The following is a 17,267-nucleotide window of genomic DNA, read 5'->3' as shown; positions in this document are numbered from 1 at the left end:
CCTGGGAGGATGCGATGACGAACACCCGGCATGCTCGTGCCGCTGCCACGAGGCAGCGCATCCTCACGGCTGCCCGCGAGCTCTTCGTCGCCCAGGGGTACCGCTCCACCTCGCTTCGCGACATCGCCGCCGCGGCATCCGTCAGTCATCCCGGTCTCCTCGGCCACTTCGCCTCGAAGGACGACCTGCTCGCCGAGGTCGTCGCGCAGTTCGAGGAGGAGAACGCCGAGGCCGTCAGCGTCCTCACCGCCGCCGCCGAGCCGGGGTCCCTCGTGCTGTCCGAGCTCGCCACCCGCAACGCGGAGACCCCCGGCTACCTGGAGCTGTACGCCGCACTCACCGGCGAGGCGTCGGCCCCGGCCCACCCCGCTCACGAGCGGATGCGCGAGCGCTACGCCACCATGCGCGAGCTGACGGTCGACGCGATGCAGGATGCCGTGGACCACGGCGTGATCTCCGCGGATCGCGAGCTCGAAGGCGAGACGATCCGCCACATGGCCGGGTGGGACGGCCTGCAGCTCATGGCGCAGTACCTCCCGGAGCGCGTCGACGTCGTGGAGATGCTCGAAGAGCGGGAAGGGCTGTGGGCGACGCCGGTCGGATGGCGCGACCCCGAGGAGCCCGAAGCGCCCGCCGAGCCGTCGGGCCCTCTTCCCGAACTGGCGCTCAGCGGCCTCGCCGACGAGGACCAGGCCGGCTACGCGGCCGGCCGCCGACGTCGAGCGCAGATCCTCGTCGACGCCACGCAGCTCTTCGCCCGCAGCGGATACGGAGACACCAGCCTGCGCGACATCGCTGAGGCGGTGGGGGTGTCGAAGTCGACGCTGCTGCACCACTACGCGACCAAGGAGGCGCTGCTGAGCGCGGTGCTCATGGAACGCGACGACGCGATCCGCCTCCAGGACCACGCGACGACCCCCTGCCGCGCGGCCGACCTCCTGCGCGGGATGCCCGCGGGCGCCGCGCACAACGCCGAGGTCGAACCCGGCCTCATCGAGGTGTACGCGGTGCTCTCGTGCGAGGCCGTGCCCGCAGGCCACCCCGCCCACGACTACTTCATCCGCCGTTTCGAGCGCAGCCTGGACTACTTCACCGAGGTGTTCCGGCTCGCTCAGCTCGACGGCGACCTGCCAGAGCATCGCGACCCCGAGCGCGAGGCGATCTGGCTCATCGCCCTGTGGGACGGCCTGCAGTACCAGTGGCTCTACGACCGCGACGCGGTGGACGTCGCCGTGCAGCTCCGCGCCCACCTGGACGACGTGCTTCCCGCACGCTGAGACGCGTCCCCGCACCTCCGACCGTCGAGCACCGCCTCGCTCTGACAGGATCGTTCCCATGAGCACTGCGGGGGGCCGAGCGGCACAGAAGGCGAAGGGGCGCCCTGATCGTGGCGGGAAGGGCACGGGGCCCGGTCTGCTGAAGAGCTGGATCATCGTCGCCCTCGTGCTGGTCGGCATCTGGGCGGCGTTCTTCGGCATCCCCTCCGTTGTCAGGATGCTGAACGCCCCACCCATCTCCGAGGACTTCGGCCTCGAAGACGCCGTCGTGGCCCTGCGCCTGCACGCCGGCGACCACGCCTATCTCGTACTCGTGAACGAGGCCGGAGAGACGCGGTCGGTGGAGCTCGAGGAACGGGGTTTCGAGGAGTCGAGGCTCGCGTGGTCGGAGGCGGGACTGAGCGTCGGCGGCCCCGCAGACGAGTACCTGATCCATGACGACGGACTCACGGCGCTGCCCCTGTCGGGCGCGAAGGAGTCGTCGTCGGAGCGGGCGAGGCTCGCCGTCGCCGACGGCTTCGCGGTGTACACGGGTTCGGCCGAAGGTCAGCAGCTGGCCTTCGTGGATGCCGCCACGGAAGAGATCACGACGATCGACCTCGGGTACGTCAACCCCGCGCTGACCACGTGCGGCGACGATGTCGCCCTGGTCGACGAGTCCGGTGTGCGCATCGTGACGCCGGATTCACGAGACATCGACGGGCTCGGCGTGTTCACCGGCGTCCGCACGCTGGTCTGCGACCAGGACCGCGCGCTCGGCCTGGGCGAGATCGTCGACGAGAAGACGTCGGCGCACCAGAGCCTGCAGATCTGGGACCGGACCACAGGGGACAGACAGGAACTCGAGATCCACTACCCCGAGTCGGTGCTGGGGTGGGAATCGGGCACGCCCTTCGTCTGGGAGGGACGACTGCACTGGGCCGCCGGGGCCACCCTGTGGTCGATCCCGCTCGCCGAGATCGCGGAGTCGAGGTCGGTGGACGCCGAGCCGGCGGCGGATCTGGGCGGGTTCCTGGGCGACCTGAGTCCGGTCGTCGGCACCGACCAGGGTGCACTGGCGCAGAGCGGAGGACGCGTCTTCGGCGTCGCCACGGAGGAGGATTTCATCAACCCGAGCCGCGGCGAATCGTATGACAAGCTCCTCAGCTTCGCGATCTTCAGCGCGGATGCCATCAGCGGCGAGCGCCGGATCGAGATCGACGTCGACGGCATCGACTTCCCCCGGCGCGACCTCCACGTCACGGCGATCGCCGTGAACCCGGAGTGGGCCGCCGGGCGATGAGCACGGTCAGCGGCTGACTCCTCCCGGCGATGGAGGGAGTGCTGTGAGCGTCCGCCACCGCGTTTCGTCTCGTCGCTGCGCTCCTCGCTCAAAGACCGGAACCCGACCGCCGCGTGAGCGCGGCTCAGCCTGCGGCGATCACGGCGAGCACGCCCTCGCCGTAGGCCTCGCGCTTCTTCTCGCCGATGCCCGTGATCCCGTCGAGCGCCCCCATCGACGCGGGCCGATGCTCAGCGAGGGCACGCAGTGTCGCATCGCCGAAGACGATGTACGCGGGCACACCCTGCTCTCGCGCGGTCTCCGCACGCCAGGCGCGCAGCGCCTCGAACAGCGGGCGGTCTCCGGCATCCAGCGCATCCGCCGCACTCGCCTTGCGGGCGCGAGGCGCCGACGCCGGCCGGCCGATGGTGTCTTTGCGCAGCGGCACAGGGGTCTCGCCCTTCAGCACGCCTACCGCGAGCTCGCCGGGGGCCAGAGTGCCGTACTCGCCTTGCGCGACGAGGATGCCGCGAGCGAGGAGCTGCCGCACCACGCTGCGCCAGTCCTGATCGGAGAGGTCGGCGCCGATGCCGTAGGTCGCGATCTTCTCGTGGCCCTGCTGACGGATGCGCTCGGTCGACGCGCCGCGGAGGATGTCGATCAGGTGACCGGCGCCGAAGGCCTGGTTGCGCTCCTTCTTGAGACGCACGATCGTCGAGAGGAGCTTCTGCGCGGGGATGAGGCCGTCGAAGGTCGCGGTGTCTTCGAGGCACGTGTCGCAGTTGCCGCACGGCTGCGACTCCTGGCCGAAGTAGCCGAGCAGGTTCTGCCTGCGGCACTCGACGGTCTCGCACAGGGCGAGCATCGCGTCGAGGTGCTGCCCCATGCGCATCTTGAACGTGCGGTCGCCGGGGCTCTGGTCGATGAGACGGCGCTGCTGCACCACGTCGCCGAGGCCATAGGCCATCCAGGCGACGGAGGCCTCGCCGTCTCGGCCGGCGCGACCGGTCTCCTGGTAGTACCCCTCGACCGACTTCGGCAGGTCGATGTGGGCCACGAAGCGCACGTCGGGTTTGTCGATGCCCATGCCAAACGCGATCGTGGCGACCATGACCACGCCGTCTTCGCGGAGGAACCGCGACTGGTTGGTCGCGCGGACCTCGGCCGGAAGCCCCGCGTGATACGGCAGCGCGTCGAAGCCCTGCGCGGCGAGGTACGTCGCGGTCTGCTCCACCGACTTGCGGCTGAGGGCGTAGACGATGCCCGCTGCGCCCTCCGGCATCGAGCGGATGAAGGCGACGAGCTGCTTGCGCGGATCGACCTTCGGCACGATCCGGTACTGGATGTTCGGGCGGTCGAAGCTCGCCACGAAGTGCCGCGCGGCGTCGAGGCGCAGTCGCTCGGTGATCTCCTGGTGCGTGGCCCTGGTGGCCGTGGCCGTGAGCGCCATGCGCGGCACCCCGGGGAACCTCTCGCCGAGGTCGCCGAGAGCGAGGTAGTCGGGACGGAAGTCGTGACCCCACTGCGACACGCAGTGCGCCTCGTCGATCGCGATGACGCTCAGGGTGCCGCGCTGCAGCAGCGCGGTGGTCTGCGCACTGCTGAGCCGCTCCGGCGCGACGTAGATGAGATCGAGCTCGCCAGCGACGTACGCGCGCTCGACCTCGCGCCGCTCGTCGATCGACTGCGTTGAGTTGAGGTACGCCGCGTTCACGCCGTTGGCGCGCAGGGCGTCGACCTGGTCGTGCATGAGGGCGATGAGCGGGCTGATCACGAGTCCGGTGCCTTCGCGCACGAGCGCCGGCACCTGATAGGTGATGCTCTTTCCGCCGCCGGTCGGCATGAGCACGACGGCATCACCGCCGCCGATCACCTGCTCCACGATCTCGGCCTGGTCGCCGCGGAACTCGTCATAGCCGAAGACCGTGTGCAGCGCCTCCCGCGCGGTGGCGAAGTGGCTGGGCGTCGCCCTGCGCACGGGCGCACCGGATGCCGGACCGGATGCCGGGGCGGATGCCGTCACGGGCGTCCGCGGGCCGGGCCCCCAGTCGAGCGGAGGCTCGTACCCTGAGCCCTGCGGCTCCCAGTCCATGGGCTCCGGCGGCTCGCTCGGCTCCCACCCGTCACCCCAGGGCTCGTCTGCATACGGCAGATCCTCGTACGGGTCACGGGGAGTCTGCGGCATCCCTCCAGCGTAACCACCCCCGCCGACGTCACGCCCCGCGTTCTCCACAGGCGGGCGGCTCAGTCCGGAGTCGAGCGGTCGTAGGCGCCGATGAGGTCGTCCAGGAATCGCGAGACGACGGCGCGCTCCTCCTCGCTCATCGCCGAGATCACGTCCTCGACCTCGTCGATGAGCGGCGCGACCATCCGCTCGGCGTCGGCGGCTGCGGCATTCGACACCGTCACGATGAGCTTGCGCCCGTCGGACGGATGCCGCTCCCTGCCGATGTGCCCTCGATCCTCGAGCCTGTTGAGCACGAGGGTCATGGCGGCGGTAGAGATCTCGACCCGGTGCGCGAGCTCGGTCGGCGTCGTCGGCCCGGACGAGATGAGATGGTCGACGACCTCCAGTCCGGCGGCATCCAGGTCGAGCCGCTTCGCGAGCGATCTCTCGAACCGCTGCTGCCGCATCGTGAGCTGCTGCACGCGCGACCGGATGTCGCGCTCCTCCGCCGGTTCGGTCTCGTGGCGACTCGACGGCGAGTAGCCCTCTCGTCCAGCCGCACGCTGGTTCGACGTCGCATCCATGTCTGTCATAGTAGTATGAATAATTGCTAATTCTATTGATTATCAAGATGTGAGATGACATGGCCGAAACGACCGAACCTCCCTACCGCTGGCGCTGGGCGATCCTCGGGGTGATGCTCGCCGCCGAGATCATGGACATGCTCGACGCGACCATCGTCAACGTCGCCGGGCCCTCGCTGGAGACGTCCCTCGGGGTCACCCCGCTCGGACTCCAGTGGGTGATCGGCGGCTACGCCCTCGCCCTCGGCGCCGGACTCATCCTCGGCGGCCGGCTGGGCGACCGGTACGGGCGCCGACCGATGTTCCTGCTCGGGCTCACCGTGTTCACCGCGGCATCCCTCGCCTGCTCGCTCGCGCCGAGCCCCGAGACCCTCATCGCGTTCCGACTCGTCCAGGGCGCCGCGGGCGCACTGCTGCTCCCCCAGGGGCTCGGACTGCTGCGCGAGAACCTCTCGGGCGCCGAGCTGGCGACCGCGTTCGGCGTGTTCGGGCCCGCGCTCGGACTCGGCGGCATCCTCGGTCCTGTCATCGGCGGCGGACTCATCGAGGCCGACCTGTTCGGACTCGGCTGGCGCTCCGTCTTCCTGGTGAACCTGCCCATCGGGATCGCCGCGCTGATCGTCGCCTGGCGCATCCTGCCGAAGCGATCCGGCGACCGCAGGGTCACGATCGACCCCGTCGGGGGCGCGCTCATCATCCTGTCATCCGGCCTGCTCGTGCTCGCCCTCACGTTCGGCCCCGAGCTCGACTGGCCGGTCTGGGCCTGGGTGTGCGTGGTCGTCGGCGCTCTCGGCTTCGTCGTGTTCGGCTGGCAGCAGCACAGCCTGCTGCGCCGAGGAGGCGTGCCGCTGGTCACCGCCACCATGTTCACGCGGCGCGCCTACACGTTCGGGCTCGTGGGCATCGCCCTCTTCTTCAGCAGCCTCACCGGCACGCAGCTCGTGCTGACGCTGTTCCTGCAACAGGGCAACGGCTTCACCGCCGGCGAGGCCGGACTCGGCAACCTGCCCCTCGCGATCGGCTCCGCGATCGGCGGAGCGCTCAGCGGCGCCTGGCTCGCCGAGAAGATCGGCCGCTCCGTGCTGCAGCTGGGCGCCGTGACGCAGCTCGCCGGCGCCGCTCTGCTGTGGTTCGAGCTCCAGCAGCCGGGAGACTTCAGCATCTGGGGGATCGCCCCCGGCATCGTCCTCTTCGGCATGGGCGGGGGAGCGATCATCGCCGCCCTGTTCAGCACGATCCTCGCGGCCGTGAAGGATGATGAGATCGGCTCGGCATCCGGAGTGCTCACCGCGGTGCAGGCGATCGCCAGTGCCGTGGGCGTCGCGATCTTCGCCTCGGTGTTCTTCGACGCCGCGGGGTCTGGGTCACCGTCGGAGGCGTTCCAGCACACCCTCATCGTGCCGGCGATCACGCTCACGATCTTCGTCGCCGTGAGCTTCGCCTTCCCCCGCACGAGCCGGGAGGACGCGCACGGTCTCGCCGACGCCGAGCCCGTGCACTGAGCCCGCTCCGTCGCGCCCGGCCCCGTCTGCGCCCGACGCCCCGCCTACGAGACGACTCCCCATCTGAGAGACGGAGGCCAGGCCGGGCGTCGGCGCGCGGAGCGAGCCCTCCCGCTCCCGGCGGGCGTAGGTTGGACGCAGACCGCAGAAGGAGCATCCGATGACCGATATCGCCGTCACCCGCAACGACGACGCCTCCCGCTACGAGATCACGCTCGACGGCGGCCTCGCCGGCTTCGCGGAGTTCGAGCTGCGCCCCGGCGCGATCCGCTTCACGCACACCGAGATCGATCCGGCGTTCCAGGGGCGGGGGCTCGCCGGCATCCTCGCGAAGGACGCCCTGACGGATGCCGCGGCATCCGGCGAGGCGATCGTGCCGCTGTGCCCGTACATCGCGAAGTACCTCGAGACGCACGAGATCCCCGGGGCGGAGATCCGCTGGCCCGGACGCCGCGACTCATGATCGGTCAGCACCGGCTCATCCTCGAGCCACGGGAGGTGCCCCTCGGCGGCGTGCGCGGCATGAACGTGCTGCGCGCCCTGCCGCACCGCAACCTGCCGACGATCGGCGCCTGGTGCTTCCTCGACCGGTTCGGTCCCGCAGACACGAGGATGCGCGTCGAACCGCACCCCCACATCGGCCTGCAGACCGTGACCTGGCCGCTGGTCGGGGAGATCCGTCATCGTGACTCGCTCGGCAGCGACGCCGACCTGCGCCGCGGGCAGCTGAACCTCATGACCGCGGGGAACGGCATCTCGCACTCGGAGTACTCGATCGGCGAGGAGCCGATCCCACTGGACGCCCTGCAGTTCTGGGTCGTGCTGCCCGAGTCGGCGCGGCACGGCGCCGCCGGATTCGAACGCCACACCGCGCTGCCAGGTGTCACGCTGCCCGCCGTCGACGGAGCGGATGCCGCGGCCACCGTCGTGCTCGGCGAGTTCGCGGGGGCGACGTCTCCGGCGACCGTGCACACGCCGATCGTCGGCGCGGAGATCGTGGTGCCGGCCGGGACGACCGTGCACCTGCCGCTGCGCGCCGACTGGGAGCACGGGATCATGCTCGTCGAGGGCGCGGCGACCGTGGCGGAGCATCCGCTCGCCCTGAACGACACCCTCTATCTCGGCGACTCGCGGGAGAGCGTGGAGGTGTCGAGCGCCGAAGGGGCGCTGCTGTTCCTGCTCGGCGGCGAGCCCTTCGAAGACGAGATCGTGATGTGGTGGAACTTCGCAGGCCGCACGCACGACGAGATCGCCGTCGCGAGGGCCGACTGGGAGGCCGCGTCAGCCCGCTTCGGCGAGGTCGAGGGGCACGACGTGCGCATCCCCGCCCCTCCCCTGCCCGACGTGCGACTGATGCCACGGGGCCGCAGGATCTGAGGCCGCCTCGCCTCGGAAACCCCAGATGATCCGACGCCGACGCGGCGTGTCCCCGCCGACACGCCCTGATGCGCGGCATCCGTCTCCGTTCTCCGAAGACGCGACGGAACGCGGTGAGGTCTGTGCGACCTCACCGCGTTCCGTCTTGCGGGGGCTACTGCGCGTCGACCGTGAGGATGGTCGACACCGCCGACTCGCCGTACTGCACGAGGCCGAGGTAGCGGGTCCCGGCGGTGAGGCCGCTCCAGCCGAGCTGGAAGCTCGTCTTGGTGCCGCGCGTCGCCGCGATCGGGTTCGGGGTGGCCGTGAAGGCGCCCTCTCCGCTCGGCTGCACGTTGGCGACGGTCATGTCCCACGTCATCGGCGCCGAGGTCGAGTACACGTTCGCGACCACCAGGTAGGTTCCGGCCTTCGGAGCCTTCAGCGTGACCTGCTCGTCGGCCGAACCCGTCGCCGACTGCCACTTGTCGTAGTAGCGCAGGTCGTCAGGGCTGACCACGCGGTAGACCGCGAGGTCGAGGTCGCTGCCTGCGTCATCCGACGAGTCGAGGTCGAAGCGCGACAGCGTCGTGCCGGCCGGCACGTCGACCAGCCAGGAGACGTTCTTGTCGGCATCGCCCGACGCCTCGTCGCCCGAGTGCCCATCGACCCGGCCGTCCGGGTCGGCGAGGAGCTCGAACGGGGTGAGACCCGACAGCGTGAGGGCGAGGTCGCCGGTCACGCCGGGGACGATCTCCACCGTGGCGGATCCGTCGACACCGGTGCCCGAGGCCTCGGGCGGAGCATCCGCCGTCACCGGGAACACCGCGATCGGCGAGCGCACCGTGTTCTTCTTGCTCGTCCACGTCAGAGAGCCGGTGGCCCACTGCTCCACCGGGGCGCTCTGGTTGTCGAAGGTCACCGTGAAGGTGGCCGTCTGCCCCGCACGGTCGAACTTCAGCGTCGACGGCGTCACCGTCGTCTTGACGCCGGGCAGATCGACGGATGCCGTGAACGTGCCCTTCTCGGTGGCCGTGACGGTCCTCGTGACGGTCTGCGCGCTGGCGAGCGAGCCGATCGAGAAGGACGCGATGTTGAGGTCGCTGCCGTCGATCGGGTCGACGCCGTCGAAGGCGCCGAGTCCCTTGCCCTCCAGGAACGCCGCCCAGTCCTTCGCACCGTTGAGGTACAGCAGGCCCGGGTTGAAGTAGCGCGTCGGATCGACCTGACCCGCGCCCTGCTCGAAGGGGTTCCGGTTCTTCGAACCGTCGGCGTTGACCGTGTCGTAGGCGGTCGTCATCATCGCGGATTTGATCTCCGCCGGCGTGGCCTTCGGACGCTCGCCGAGGTACAGCGCCGCGAGTCCGGCGATGTGCGGCGCCGCCATCGACGTGCCAGAGAGGATGCCGAAGGTCGGCTTCTCGTCCGGCGCGTTGTTCGTCGCCGCGAGGATCGCGACGCCGGGCGCTGCGATGTCGGGCTTCATGATGTCGCTGCCGTCGGCGAGCATCGGGCCGCGACTCGAGAAGCCCGCGATCTGCGGGACGGGAGTCGTGACGCCGGTGGTGTTCTTGCCGATGAGCGAGATCGGACGGTCCTTGCCGCCCTGCACGTAGGCGAGCACGGCCGCACGGTGCGCGGAGGCGAGGTGAACCGTCGGAACGGCGTGGAAGTCGTTGTCGAGCGAGTCGGCTCCACCCGGCACGTTCACGAGGACCATGCCCTTGCCGCCGGCGTCCTTCACGACCTGCGACTTCTCGGCGCGGGCGTTGTTGCCGCGGTCGCAGACCACGATGTGCCCCGCGACCTTCGTCGGGTCGAGGGTGCCTGGGAGGCACTGCTGCGCGTTCGCCGCTCCTGCTGCCGCGGCATCCCCCGCGTAGATCGACGGACCGGTCACGGTGGTGCCGAACGGCACGCTGACCGAGGCGCCGGCCTGCGCGAACCCGTCGAACGTGACGGTGCCCTCCCAGGTCGGGATGGTGGATGCCGCGACCGTCGTGTACCAGGGCGATGCGTGATCGGCCGTGACGGGGTCGGGGCCGTCGTTGCCGGCGCTCGCCGAGACGAACACGCCCGCGGCCGCCGCGTTGAAGAACGCGATGTCCTCGGGGGCGAGCACGGTCTTGGCCGCTCCGCCGCCGATGGAGTAGTTGATCACGTCGACGCCGTCGGCGACGGCCTGATCGATCGCCGCGACGAGGTCGCTCAACGCGCAGATGTCGTCGGTCGTGACGGCGGGGTCCGGGCCCTCGTAGCAGGCCTTGTACGCCGAGATCTTGGCGCCGGGCGCTACGCCGGAGATCTTGCCGAAGTCGACGTTCTCGATCGACGCCTTCACTCCGAAGTTCCCGGCGGCCGTGCTCGCGGTGTGCGAGCCGTGGCCTGCGCCGTCACGCGGAGACAGGTAGTCGTACTGGAAGTCGAAGCCGTCTGCCTGCGCACCGGTGTAGAAGTACTGGCCGCCGATGATCTTGGTCGAGTAGTCGCCCTTGTCCCAGCCCTGGCCTTCGACCATGAGGGACTTGAACTGCCCGCCGTCCGACTTGTCGAAGTAGACGTAGGTGCCGTCGGTGTAGGGCTGGTTGCCCTTGTGTCGGTTGTGGTCGCGCTTCTGCTTCTTGAGCTTCTTGCCCTCGAACGAGGGGTGCTCCGGTGCGATGCCCGTGTCGATCACACCGACCACGATGCCCTCACCCGCGCGGTCGACGCCGCCGGTCTGCTGCCAGAGGCCGCCGCGTCCCTTCTTGTCGTCGCCGAGTCCGAGGAAGGACGTCGACGTCTGCGCATCGGGGTGACGGATCTCGTCGGGGAACACCTCGTAGACGTCCTTCGACGCGCGCAGCTTGTCGACCTGCTCGCCCGTGAGCTGAGCGCTGAACCCGTTGAGAACGGTCTGGTACGTGGTGTCCGGCGTGACGCCGACCTCCTGCGCGAGCGTCTGCTGCTCGGTCTCGAGGTGCTGGATGTAGCGCTGCGAGTCCTCGGACTCCGTCTCCAGCTGCTCGCCCTCGACGGGCTTGGTCGCCTTGAGTCCCTTGACCTCGCCGGTGTAGCTCGCCAGCGGGTCGGACTTCATCACGACGATGTAGTGCCCGGGAGTGCCCTCGACAGGGGTGGGATGCGTCACCTCCTCTACTCCTGCGTAGCCGGCGGTGGCGGTTGAAGCGATGAACAGCGTCGCCAGGGTGGTGGCTGCTGCCATCCGGAGGGGTGTTCGACCCATTGGTGCTCCCGATGTCCTATGGTGCAGCCGCGTTGCCGCACCGTCGCTCAAAGTAGTCCCGGAATCCGACTCTCACCAGATCCACAGCCGGTTCCTAGACGATCGGCCAGCCGTCGCCGCCGTTGGTCGACAGTAGGCTGGAGACGTGGCATCCTCCCGCTCCCCCCTGCCGACCCGCGTCCTGCTCGTGTGCGCCGCGATCGGTGTGGCGACCGGCATCCTGGGAGGCATTGCGGGCTGGGTGACCGTCCCCGTGCTCGCCGGCCCCGCCTTCCTCTACGGACTCGTGCTCGGCTCCCACGTGCTGCCCGGCATCATCGCGCAGGAGGTGCTCCGCCGCCCCCTCGTCGCCATCGTCACGCACGTGATCGCCGCGCTCATCGCGAGCGCCTTCAACCCCGCGTGGGCGCTGCGCTTCATCGGCACCGCGCTGCTGTTCGGCGCGATCCAGGAGGGCGTCGCCGCGCTGACGCGCTACCGCTCGTGGGGCGCCTGGCGCTTCTTCGTCTCCGCCGCGGTGATCGGCGTGTTCGTCGCGGTCGTGGTGTTCTTCGCCGCGCACCTGTCGACCATGGCGCTGTGGGCGCAGATCGCATATCTCGTCATCTCGGTCCTCGGCCCGATCGCCTGGACTGCGGTGGGCCTCGCCATCGGCACAGCGCTCAGCCGCGCCGGCGTCGCACGCCGCTAGCGCGGGCCCTCTCCTCTTCGGCCGGCCTCGCCGTCGACGCCCGCGTGAATGCCGCGTGGCGAAATAGGTAAGGCTCAGCTAAGTTAGTAGGGTCCGATCCGCTGACCCGAGGCCGTGCTAGTGCGCCCATCCGCGCCCCTTCTGCGCGTGCGTGACCTCTCGATCACCCACGCGGATGCCGCGCACCCCTCACCGGGCGACGTCTCGTTCGACATCGCGGCCGGAGAGGTCGTGCTGCTGCTGGGACCGTCGGGCTCGGGCAAGTCGACGCTCACCCTGGCGCTCAACGGACTCATCCCCCACGCCGTCCCCGCGACCATGACGGGCACGGTGACCGCGGGCGACCTCGACACCGCCGAGACGACGACCGCGTCGCTGAGCACCCGGGTCGCGATGGTGTTCCAGGATCCGGATGCCCAGATCGTCACGGGCACCGTCTACGACGAGGTCGCCTTCGGACCGGAGAACCTGCTGCTGCCGCTCGCCGAGGTGGAGCGGCGCACCGAAGACGCGCTTCGACGCGTCGGCCTGTGGGACCGGAGGACGGACAACCCCGATCTGCTCTCGGGCGGAGGCCGCCAGCGCCTCGCGATCGCCTGCGCGCTGGCGATGGGCTCGCCGCTGATCGTGCTCGACGAGCCGACCGCGAACCTCGACCCGCAGGGTATCGACGACGTCTACGCGGCCCTCGCCGACGTCGTCGCCGCTGGTGACAGGGCGATCCTCCTCGTCGAGCACAACCTCGACGCCGCGATGGGGTTCGTGACGCGGGCGATCGTGCTCGACCGCGACGGACGCGTCGCGTTCGACGGGCCCGCCGCATCCGTGGTGCGCGAGAACGTCGATGAGCTGCTCTCGATGGGGGTGTGGCTTCCGTCGGCGACGCTGGCGGCGCTGCGGATGCGGGATGCCGGCGTCGTCCTCGAACCGCTGCCGCTGACCCCCGATGAGCTCGGGGCCGCGCTCGCCGCCGCCCCCGGGTCGTCGAACGAGGCCTCCCGGTCGTCGAGCGAGGAGCGCAGCGACGAGACGAAAAGCTTCGCGCCGCGCACGAGAGGAGTCGCGACGCACAGCGTGTCGTCTCGCTCCGCTCACTCGACGACCGAGGCCGCACGCGAGACGAGCGAGCAGGACGCGCCGCCGATCATCACGGCCAGCGGCCTGACCGTGCGGAAGGGGAAGCGGGAGATCCTGCACGGCGTCGACCTCAGCATCCCCGCCGGCAGCCTCACCGCGATCGTCGGCACGAACGGCGCGGGGAAGACGACGCTGATCCAGGCCCTCGCGGGGGTCGTCCCTCCGCCACGGCGTCGGGTGGATGTCGCGGGCGTCGACCCGGGCACCGCCTCTCCGCGCGAGCTGTCCGCCCGCATCGGATTCGTCTTCCAGAACCCCGAACACCAGTTCATCGCACCGACGGTGTTCGACGAGCTCGCCCACGGCCTGCGGCTGCGGCGCACGCCAGACGACGAGGTCGAGAGCCTCGTCGCCGAGATGCTCGCGCGCTTCGGCCTCGAGCACAAGGCTCACGTGCATCCGTTCCTGCTGTCCGGCGGCGAGAAGAGACGCCTGTCGGTGGGCACCGCGCTCATCACCAGGCCGCGGGTGCTCGCTCTCGACGAGCCGACGTTCGGGCAGGACAGGGCACGAGCATCCGAGCTGCTCTCACTCCTCGACGACCTGCGCGCCGAGGGCACGACCATCGTCATCGTGACGCACGATCTGCAGCTGGTCGCCGAGCACGCCACTCGCACCGTCATCCTCCGTGACGGGCGCGTGCACGCCGCCGGCCCCACCGCCGAGCTCTTCGACGACGGTCGCGCCTTCTCCGAGGCGGGGCTGCGCCTCCCCGCCCTGCAGCGGATGCTGGCGGGCAGATCATGAGCGCCGCGTTCGATCCGTACGCAGAGATGACGGCGACCTCGCCGCGGCAGTTCCTGTACGGGCTGAACCCCCTCTCCAAGGTCGTGGCCGTGCTGCCCGCGATCCTCGTGCTCGTCTTCGTGCGGGACCTCGCGACACCGGCCGCGTTCCTCGCCCTCTCCTACGCCGTGCTGCTCGTCGGCGCACGTCTCACCGGCCGCACCGCGGCGATCCTGTTCGCGGCCGTGCCCCTCGGCATCCTGCTCATCGGCTTCGGGTTCTCGATCTGGGTGGATGCCGGTCTCGTGAGCGACACCGCACCCCTGCTCCGCGTCGGCGACTGGACGCTCTACCAGGGCGCCCTCGCCATCGGCTTCGCCACCGGCCTGCGCCTCGGAGCGATCATCGCGCTGGCGCTGATCGGCGGTCTCACCACCACGGGTCCCGACCTGGTGCGGGCGAGCGTGCAGCAGCTGCGCGTGCCGTACCGGATCGGCTACACGGCCCTCGCGGCTTTCCGCTTCGTGCCCCGCTTCGGCTACGAGCTCTCGGTGATCCGCGCGGCGCACCGCGTGCGCGGCCATCACGGCGGGCGCGGTCCGTTCGCCAGGATCGCACGCGGCTGGGGCTACATCGTCCCCCTGCTCGCGGGCGCGATCCGGCACGCGGAGCGTGTGGCCCTGGCCATGGACTCCCGCGCCTTCGGCGCCCACCCCACGCGCACCGAGCGGCATCTGGTGCCGTTCCGCGGGCGCGACCTCGTCTTCATCGTGGTGGGGATCGCGGCCTCCGCGACGATCCTCGCCCTCTTCTTCCCCTGGAACATCTGAAAGGCGCACCGATGGCGTTCAGCAAACTGGTCAAGCCGCTCTCCTCCGACCTCCTCCACGTGACGGTGCTGCGCACCGAGCGGCTCGCACCGCACTGGGTGAGGGTCACCCTCGGCGGCGGCGAGATCGAGAGGTTCCGGCCGATGGGCTTCGACCAGTGGTTCCGTCTCTTCCTGCCGATCGGCGGCGAAGCGGGGCTCGACCGCGTGCCCGCGAAGGCGAACAAGATGTTCGGATACCTGAAGTTCCTCCGCATCCCCGATGGCGAGCGTCCGGTCATGCGCAATTACAGCGTGCGCGCGTACCGCCCCGCGACCGCCGACGCCGGGGCGGAGATCGACGTCGACTTCGTGCTGCACGGGTCAGCCGCCGAGGGCACGGCCGGTCCCGCGTCGCGGTGGGCCGAGACGTGCGAGCCCGGCGAGCACGTGCTGATCATCGACGAGGGACTCACGTTCAACCCCGAGCGCGGCACCGATCGCGTCGTGCTGGTCGGCGACGAGACGGCGCTGCCCGCGATCTCCTCGATCTGCGCCTCGCTGCCGGCCACGGCATCCGGCTCCGCCCTCATCGAGGTGCCGAGCGAGGAGGACGCCCTCGACTTCCCGCACCCGGCCGGCATCGACGTCACCTGGATCGTGCGACCGCACTCCACGGCTCCCGGCACCCTCGCGCTCGCGGCGCTGCGCGAGGGCGACCTGCCCGCGGCTCCCTTCCACGCCTACGCCGCCGGCGAGCAGGCCCTCGCGTCCGGGGTCCGCAAGCACCTCGTCGGCGAGCGCGGAGTCGACAAGAACACGGTCAGCTTCTGCGGCTACTGGAAGATCGGGGCGGCGTCCCCCGCATCGAAGGCTGCGCGCGAGGCCTCGGCGGAGCCGCTGGTATGAGCGCGACGGACGGCGGGGCGCACACCCCGGAGACGGATGCCGCGGCCGCCGCTGCGGCGACGGAGAGGCAGCCCTACAACGGCGCAGGATCGGGGACCGCTGCGGCCCCGACCGATCGGCCCCGCGGGGCGAAGGGCGCGCGCTACTCCACGGCCGTGCTGCTCACCTGTGCCGCACTGGGCGTCGCGGGCGGCCTGCTGCTCGCCCCCGCGAACTGGATCTCGACGATCCTCTTCCCCGGACTGCCGTTCGTCAGCGTCGCGCTGGCGGGGCTGTGGCTCCTCCCCTCGGTGATCGCGCTGCGACTGCTGCGCCGGCCGCTCGTCGGCATCCTGGTCGGGCTTCTCGCGGGACTCGTGATCGTGCCGTTCTCCGGATACGGATTCGCCAGCGTGCTCACGAACCTGTGGTGGGCGGCGTTCACGGAGCTGCCGTTCGTCTTCGTGATCTGGCGCTACTGGGGCACGTGGATGCACTACCTCGGCGCGATCGTCGTCGGCGTCGTCTACCCGGTGCTGGCGTGGGCGTCGTTCAACCTCGGGAGCATGACCGTGGGCCTCCAAGTCACGTTCTTCGCGGTCACCCTCGCGAGCTGCGTGGGTGCGACCGCCCTCGGCATCCTGATCGCCGACCGTCTGCGCCGTGCGGGCGTCGGAGGCCGGACCCCGCAGCCGCGTCCGTAGTCGCGGCGACCGTATCCGGCCTGCACCGGAGCCATGGCGTGCTCCTTTCAGGGTCACAGCTGCGGATCTCGAAGCCGACACGCCGCTCACCCGGCATCCTCGCCGGCGTTTCGCGGCGCCGCTCCGAAGCTGTGCCCGGCGCCGCTCCGAAGCTGTGCCTGACCGCACGGTCAGAGCGACAGGTGGAGCCTCAGGGCCTCGTCGACCGCGCCCAGCAGCTCCGCCGGCACCCAGCCGACCGGCCGCACGATCCGGGCGACCGAGACCGTGCGGATCTGCTCGGCCTGCGCTTTCGAGTCGCGATCGAGTCCCGTCGCGCCGGCGGGGAGGAGCACCTGGAACGGGAACACCTTCTCGGTGCGGGAGGTCAGGGGCACGACGGTCACCGTCGCATTCGAGCTGCGGCTCGCGACGGTGTTGGCGGTGTTGTTGCTCACCACGACGGCGGGGCGAGTCTTTCGCACTTCGGACCCGACTGCCGGGTCGAACGACACGAGGACGATCTGCCCTCGACGCAGCAGAGGGATGGATGCCGCGCTCACGCCGACGCGAGTCCGTCGCTGTCGGCGAGGTCCCACTCGGGGTCGTACCCCTCGGCATAGGCCTCGGCGTAGGCATCCGCGAGGCGGCTCTCGCGGAGCAGACGGACGGCATCCTGCACCGCCGCCGATCGCGACGCGTACCGTCCGCTGAGCGCCTCGAGGTCGAGGAACGCCAGATCGCTCTCGCTCAGGCTGAGACTGACCTTGCTGTTCATGGCTCCATGCTACTCAGGTAGCAAGGATCCTGCTACCGACCATCACCCGCGACGAGCACGGCTGCGGACCCCGTTCCCGACACGCCGCTCTACGGCGTCCACCCCTCGGCGCGCCTCGCCCCCGCTCCGAAGCCGTGCCCCGTGTTTCCGGCATAGAATCACCGGAGCAAAGACGCACGACAT

General features: G+C 70.4%; 15 protein-coding genes. 10 read left to right on the top strand and 5 right to left on the bottom strand.

The annotated features are described in order from the left end of the window. The first annotated feature begins 14 nt into the window (after positions 1-14). Both CQ047_RS07465 and CQ047_RS07460 read left to right on the top strand, forming a co-directional pair. On the top strand, positions 15-1,277 hold the full coding sequence (locus CQ047_RS07465) for a TetR/AcrR family transcriptional regulator (protein WP_105673985.1): 1,263 nt from the start codon (positions 15-17) through the stop codon (positions 1,275-1,277). A 58-nt stretch (positions 1,278-1,335) separates the two neighbouring features. After that, positions 1,336-2,559 (top strand): hypothetical protein, encoded by a 1,224-nt coding sequence (locus tag CQ047_RS07460; RefSeq protein WP_105673818.1) that lies wholly within the window; start codon positions 1,336-1,338, stop codon positions 2,557-2,559. 124 nt (positions 2,560-2,683) lie between these two features. Here the strand turns inward: CQ047_RS07460 and recQ are convergent, their stop codons facing one another. After that, complete coding sequence (recQ, locus tag CQ047_RS07455) at positions 2,684-4,723, bottom strand: DNA helicase RecQ (RefSeq protein ID WP_105673816.1); 2,040 nt, start codon at positions 4,721-4,723, stop codon at positions 2,684-2,686. Between the two features lie 59 nt (positions 4,724-4,782). After that, a complete protein-coding gene (locus tag CQ047_RS07450; RefSeq protein WP_105673814.1) occupies positions 4,783-5,289 on the bottom strand; it encodes a MarR family winged helix-turn-helix transcriptional regulator in 507 nt (168 codons plus the stop codon). 59 nt (positions 5,290-5,348) lie between these two features. On the opposite strand from CQ047_RS07450, the gene CQ047_RS07445 reads away from it, so the two are divergent. From CQ047_RS07445 to CQ047_RS07435, 3 genes are all read left to right on the top strand, one after another. Beyond that, positions 5,349-6,791 (top strand): MFS transporter, encoded by a 1,443-nt coding sequence (locus CQ047_RS07445; protein ID WP_105673812.1) that lies wholly within the window; start codon positions 5,349-5,351, stop codon positions 6,789-6,791. A 160-nt stretch (positions 6,792-6,951) separates the two neighbouring features. Beyond that, positions 6,952-7,254 carry a GNAT family N-acetyltransferase gene (locus tag CQ047_RS07440; RefSeq protein WP_105673810.1) on the top strand — a complete coding sequence of 101 codons (303 nt, stop codon included), beginning with the start codon at positions 6,952-6,954 and terminating at the stop codon, positions 7,252-7,254. Then, the gene (locus tag CQ047_RS07435) at positions 7,251-8,168 is read left to right on the top strand and encodes a pirin family protein (protein WP_105673808.1); all 918 of its coding nucleotides are present in this window, start codon (positions 7,251-7,253) and stop codon (positions 8,166-8,168) included. The genes CQ047_RS07440 and CQ047_RS07435 overlap by 4 nt, the downstream gene beginning before the upstream one ends. A 154-nt stretch (positions 8,169-8,322) precedes the next feature. Here the strand turns inward: CQ047_RS07435 and CQ047_RS07430 are convergent, their stop codons facing one another. Continuing rightward, positions 8,323-11,352 carry a S8 family serine peptidase gene (locus CQ047_RS07430; protein ID WP_181155863.1) on the bottom strand — a complete coding sequence of 1,010 codons (3,030 nt, stop codon included), beginning with the start codon at positions 11,350-11,352 and terminating at the stop codon, positions 8,323-8,325. A 166-nt stretch (positions 11,353-11,518) separates the two neighbouring features. Between CQ047_RS07430 and CQ047_RS07425 the strand changes: the two genes are divergently transcribed. From CQ047_RS07425 to CQ047_RS07405, 5 genes are all read left to right on the top strand, one after another. Next, a complete protein-coding gene (locus tag CQ047_RS07425; protein WP_105673804.1) occupies positions 11,519-12,064 on the top strand; it encodes an ECF transporter S component in 546 nt (181 codons plus the stop codon). 120 nt (positions 12,065-12,184) lie between these two features. Beyond that, entirely contained in the window at positions 12,185-13,948 is a 1,764-nt protein-coding gene (locus CQ047_RS07420; protein ID WP_105673802.1) for an ABC transporter ATP-binding protein, read from the top strand. Beyond that, positions 13,945-14,757, top strand: a complete 813-nt coding sequence (locus CQ047_RS07415; protein ID WP_105673800.1) for an energy-coupling factor transporter transmembrane component T — start codon at positions 13,945-13,947, stop codon at positions 14,755-14,757. Before CQ047_RS07420 ends, CQ047_RS07415 begins: the two co-directional genes overlap by 4 nt. A gap of 11 nt (positions 14,758-14,768) precedes the next feature. Next, a complete protein-coding gene (locus tag CQ047_RS07410) occupies positions 14,769-15,644 on the top strand; it encodes a siderophore-interacting protein (RefSeq protein ID WP_105673798.1) in 876 nt (291 codons plus the stop codon). Further along, a complete protein-coding gene (locus CQ047_RS07405) occupies positions 15,641-16,327 on the top strand; it encodes an ECF transporter S component (RefSeq protein WP_105673796.1) in 687 nt (228 codons plus the stop codon). The genes CQ047_RS07410 and CQ047_RS07405 overlap by 4 nt, the downstream gene beginning before the upstream one ends. Before the next feature lie 170 nt (positions 16,328-16,497). Here the strand turns inward: CQ047_RS07405 and CQ047_RS07400 are convergent, their stop codons facing one another. Both CQ047_RS07400 and CQ047_RS07395 read right to left on the bottom strand, forming a co-directional pair. Then, a complete protein-coding gene (locus CQ047_RS07400) occupies positions 16,498-16,869 on the bottom strand; it encodes a type II toxin-antitoxin system PemK/MazF family toxin (protein WP_308116186.1) in 372 nt (123 codons plus the stop codon). Then, positions 16,866-17,084 (bottom strand): ribbon-helix-helix domain-containing protein, encoded by a 219-nt coding sequence (locus tag CQ047_RS07395; protein ID WP_105673794.1) that lies wholly within the window; start codon positions 17,082-17,084, stop codon positions 16,866-16,868. Before CQ047_RS07395 ends, CQ047_RS07400 begins: the two co-directional genes overlap by 4 nt. Between the last annotated feature and the right edge of the window lie 183 nt (positions 17,085-17,267).

The sequence above is a fragment of the Microbacterium sp. MYb72 genome (assembly GCF_002979415.1).
GTDB classification, from domain to species: domain Bacteria; phylum Actinomycetota; class Actinomycetes; order Actinomycetales; family Microbacteriaceae; genus Microbacterium; species Microbacterium natoriense.
This window is presented reverse-complemented; position numbering and strand designations above follow the sequence as displayed.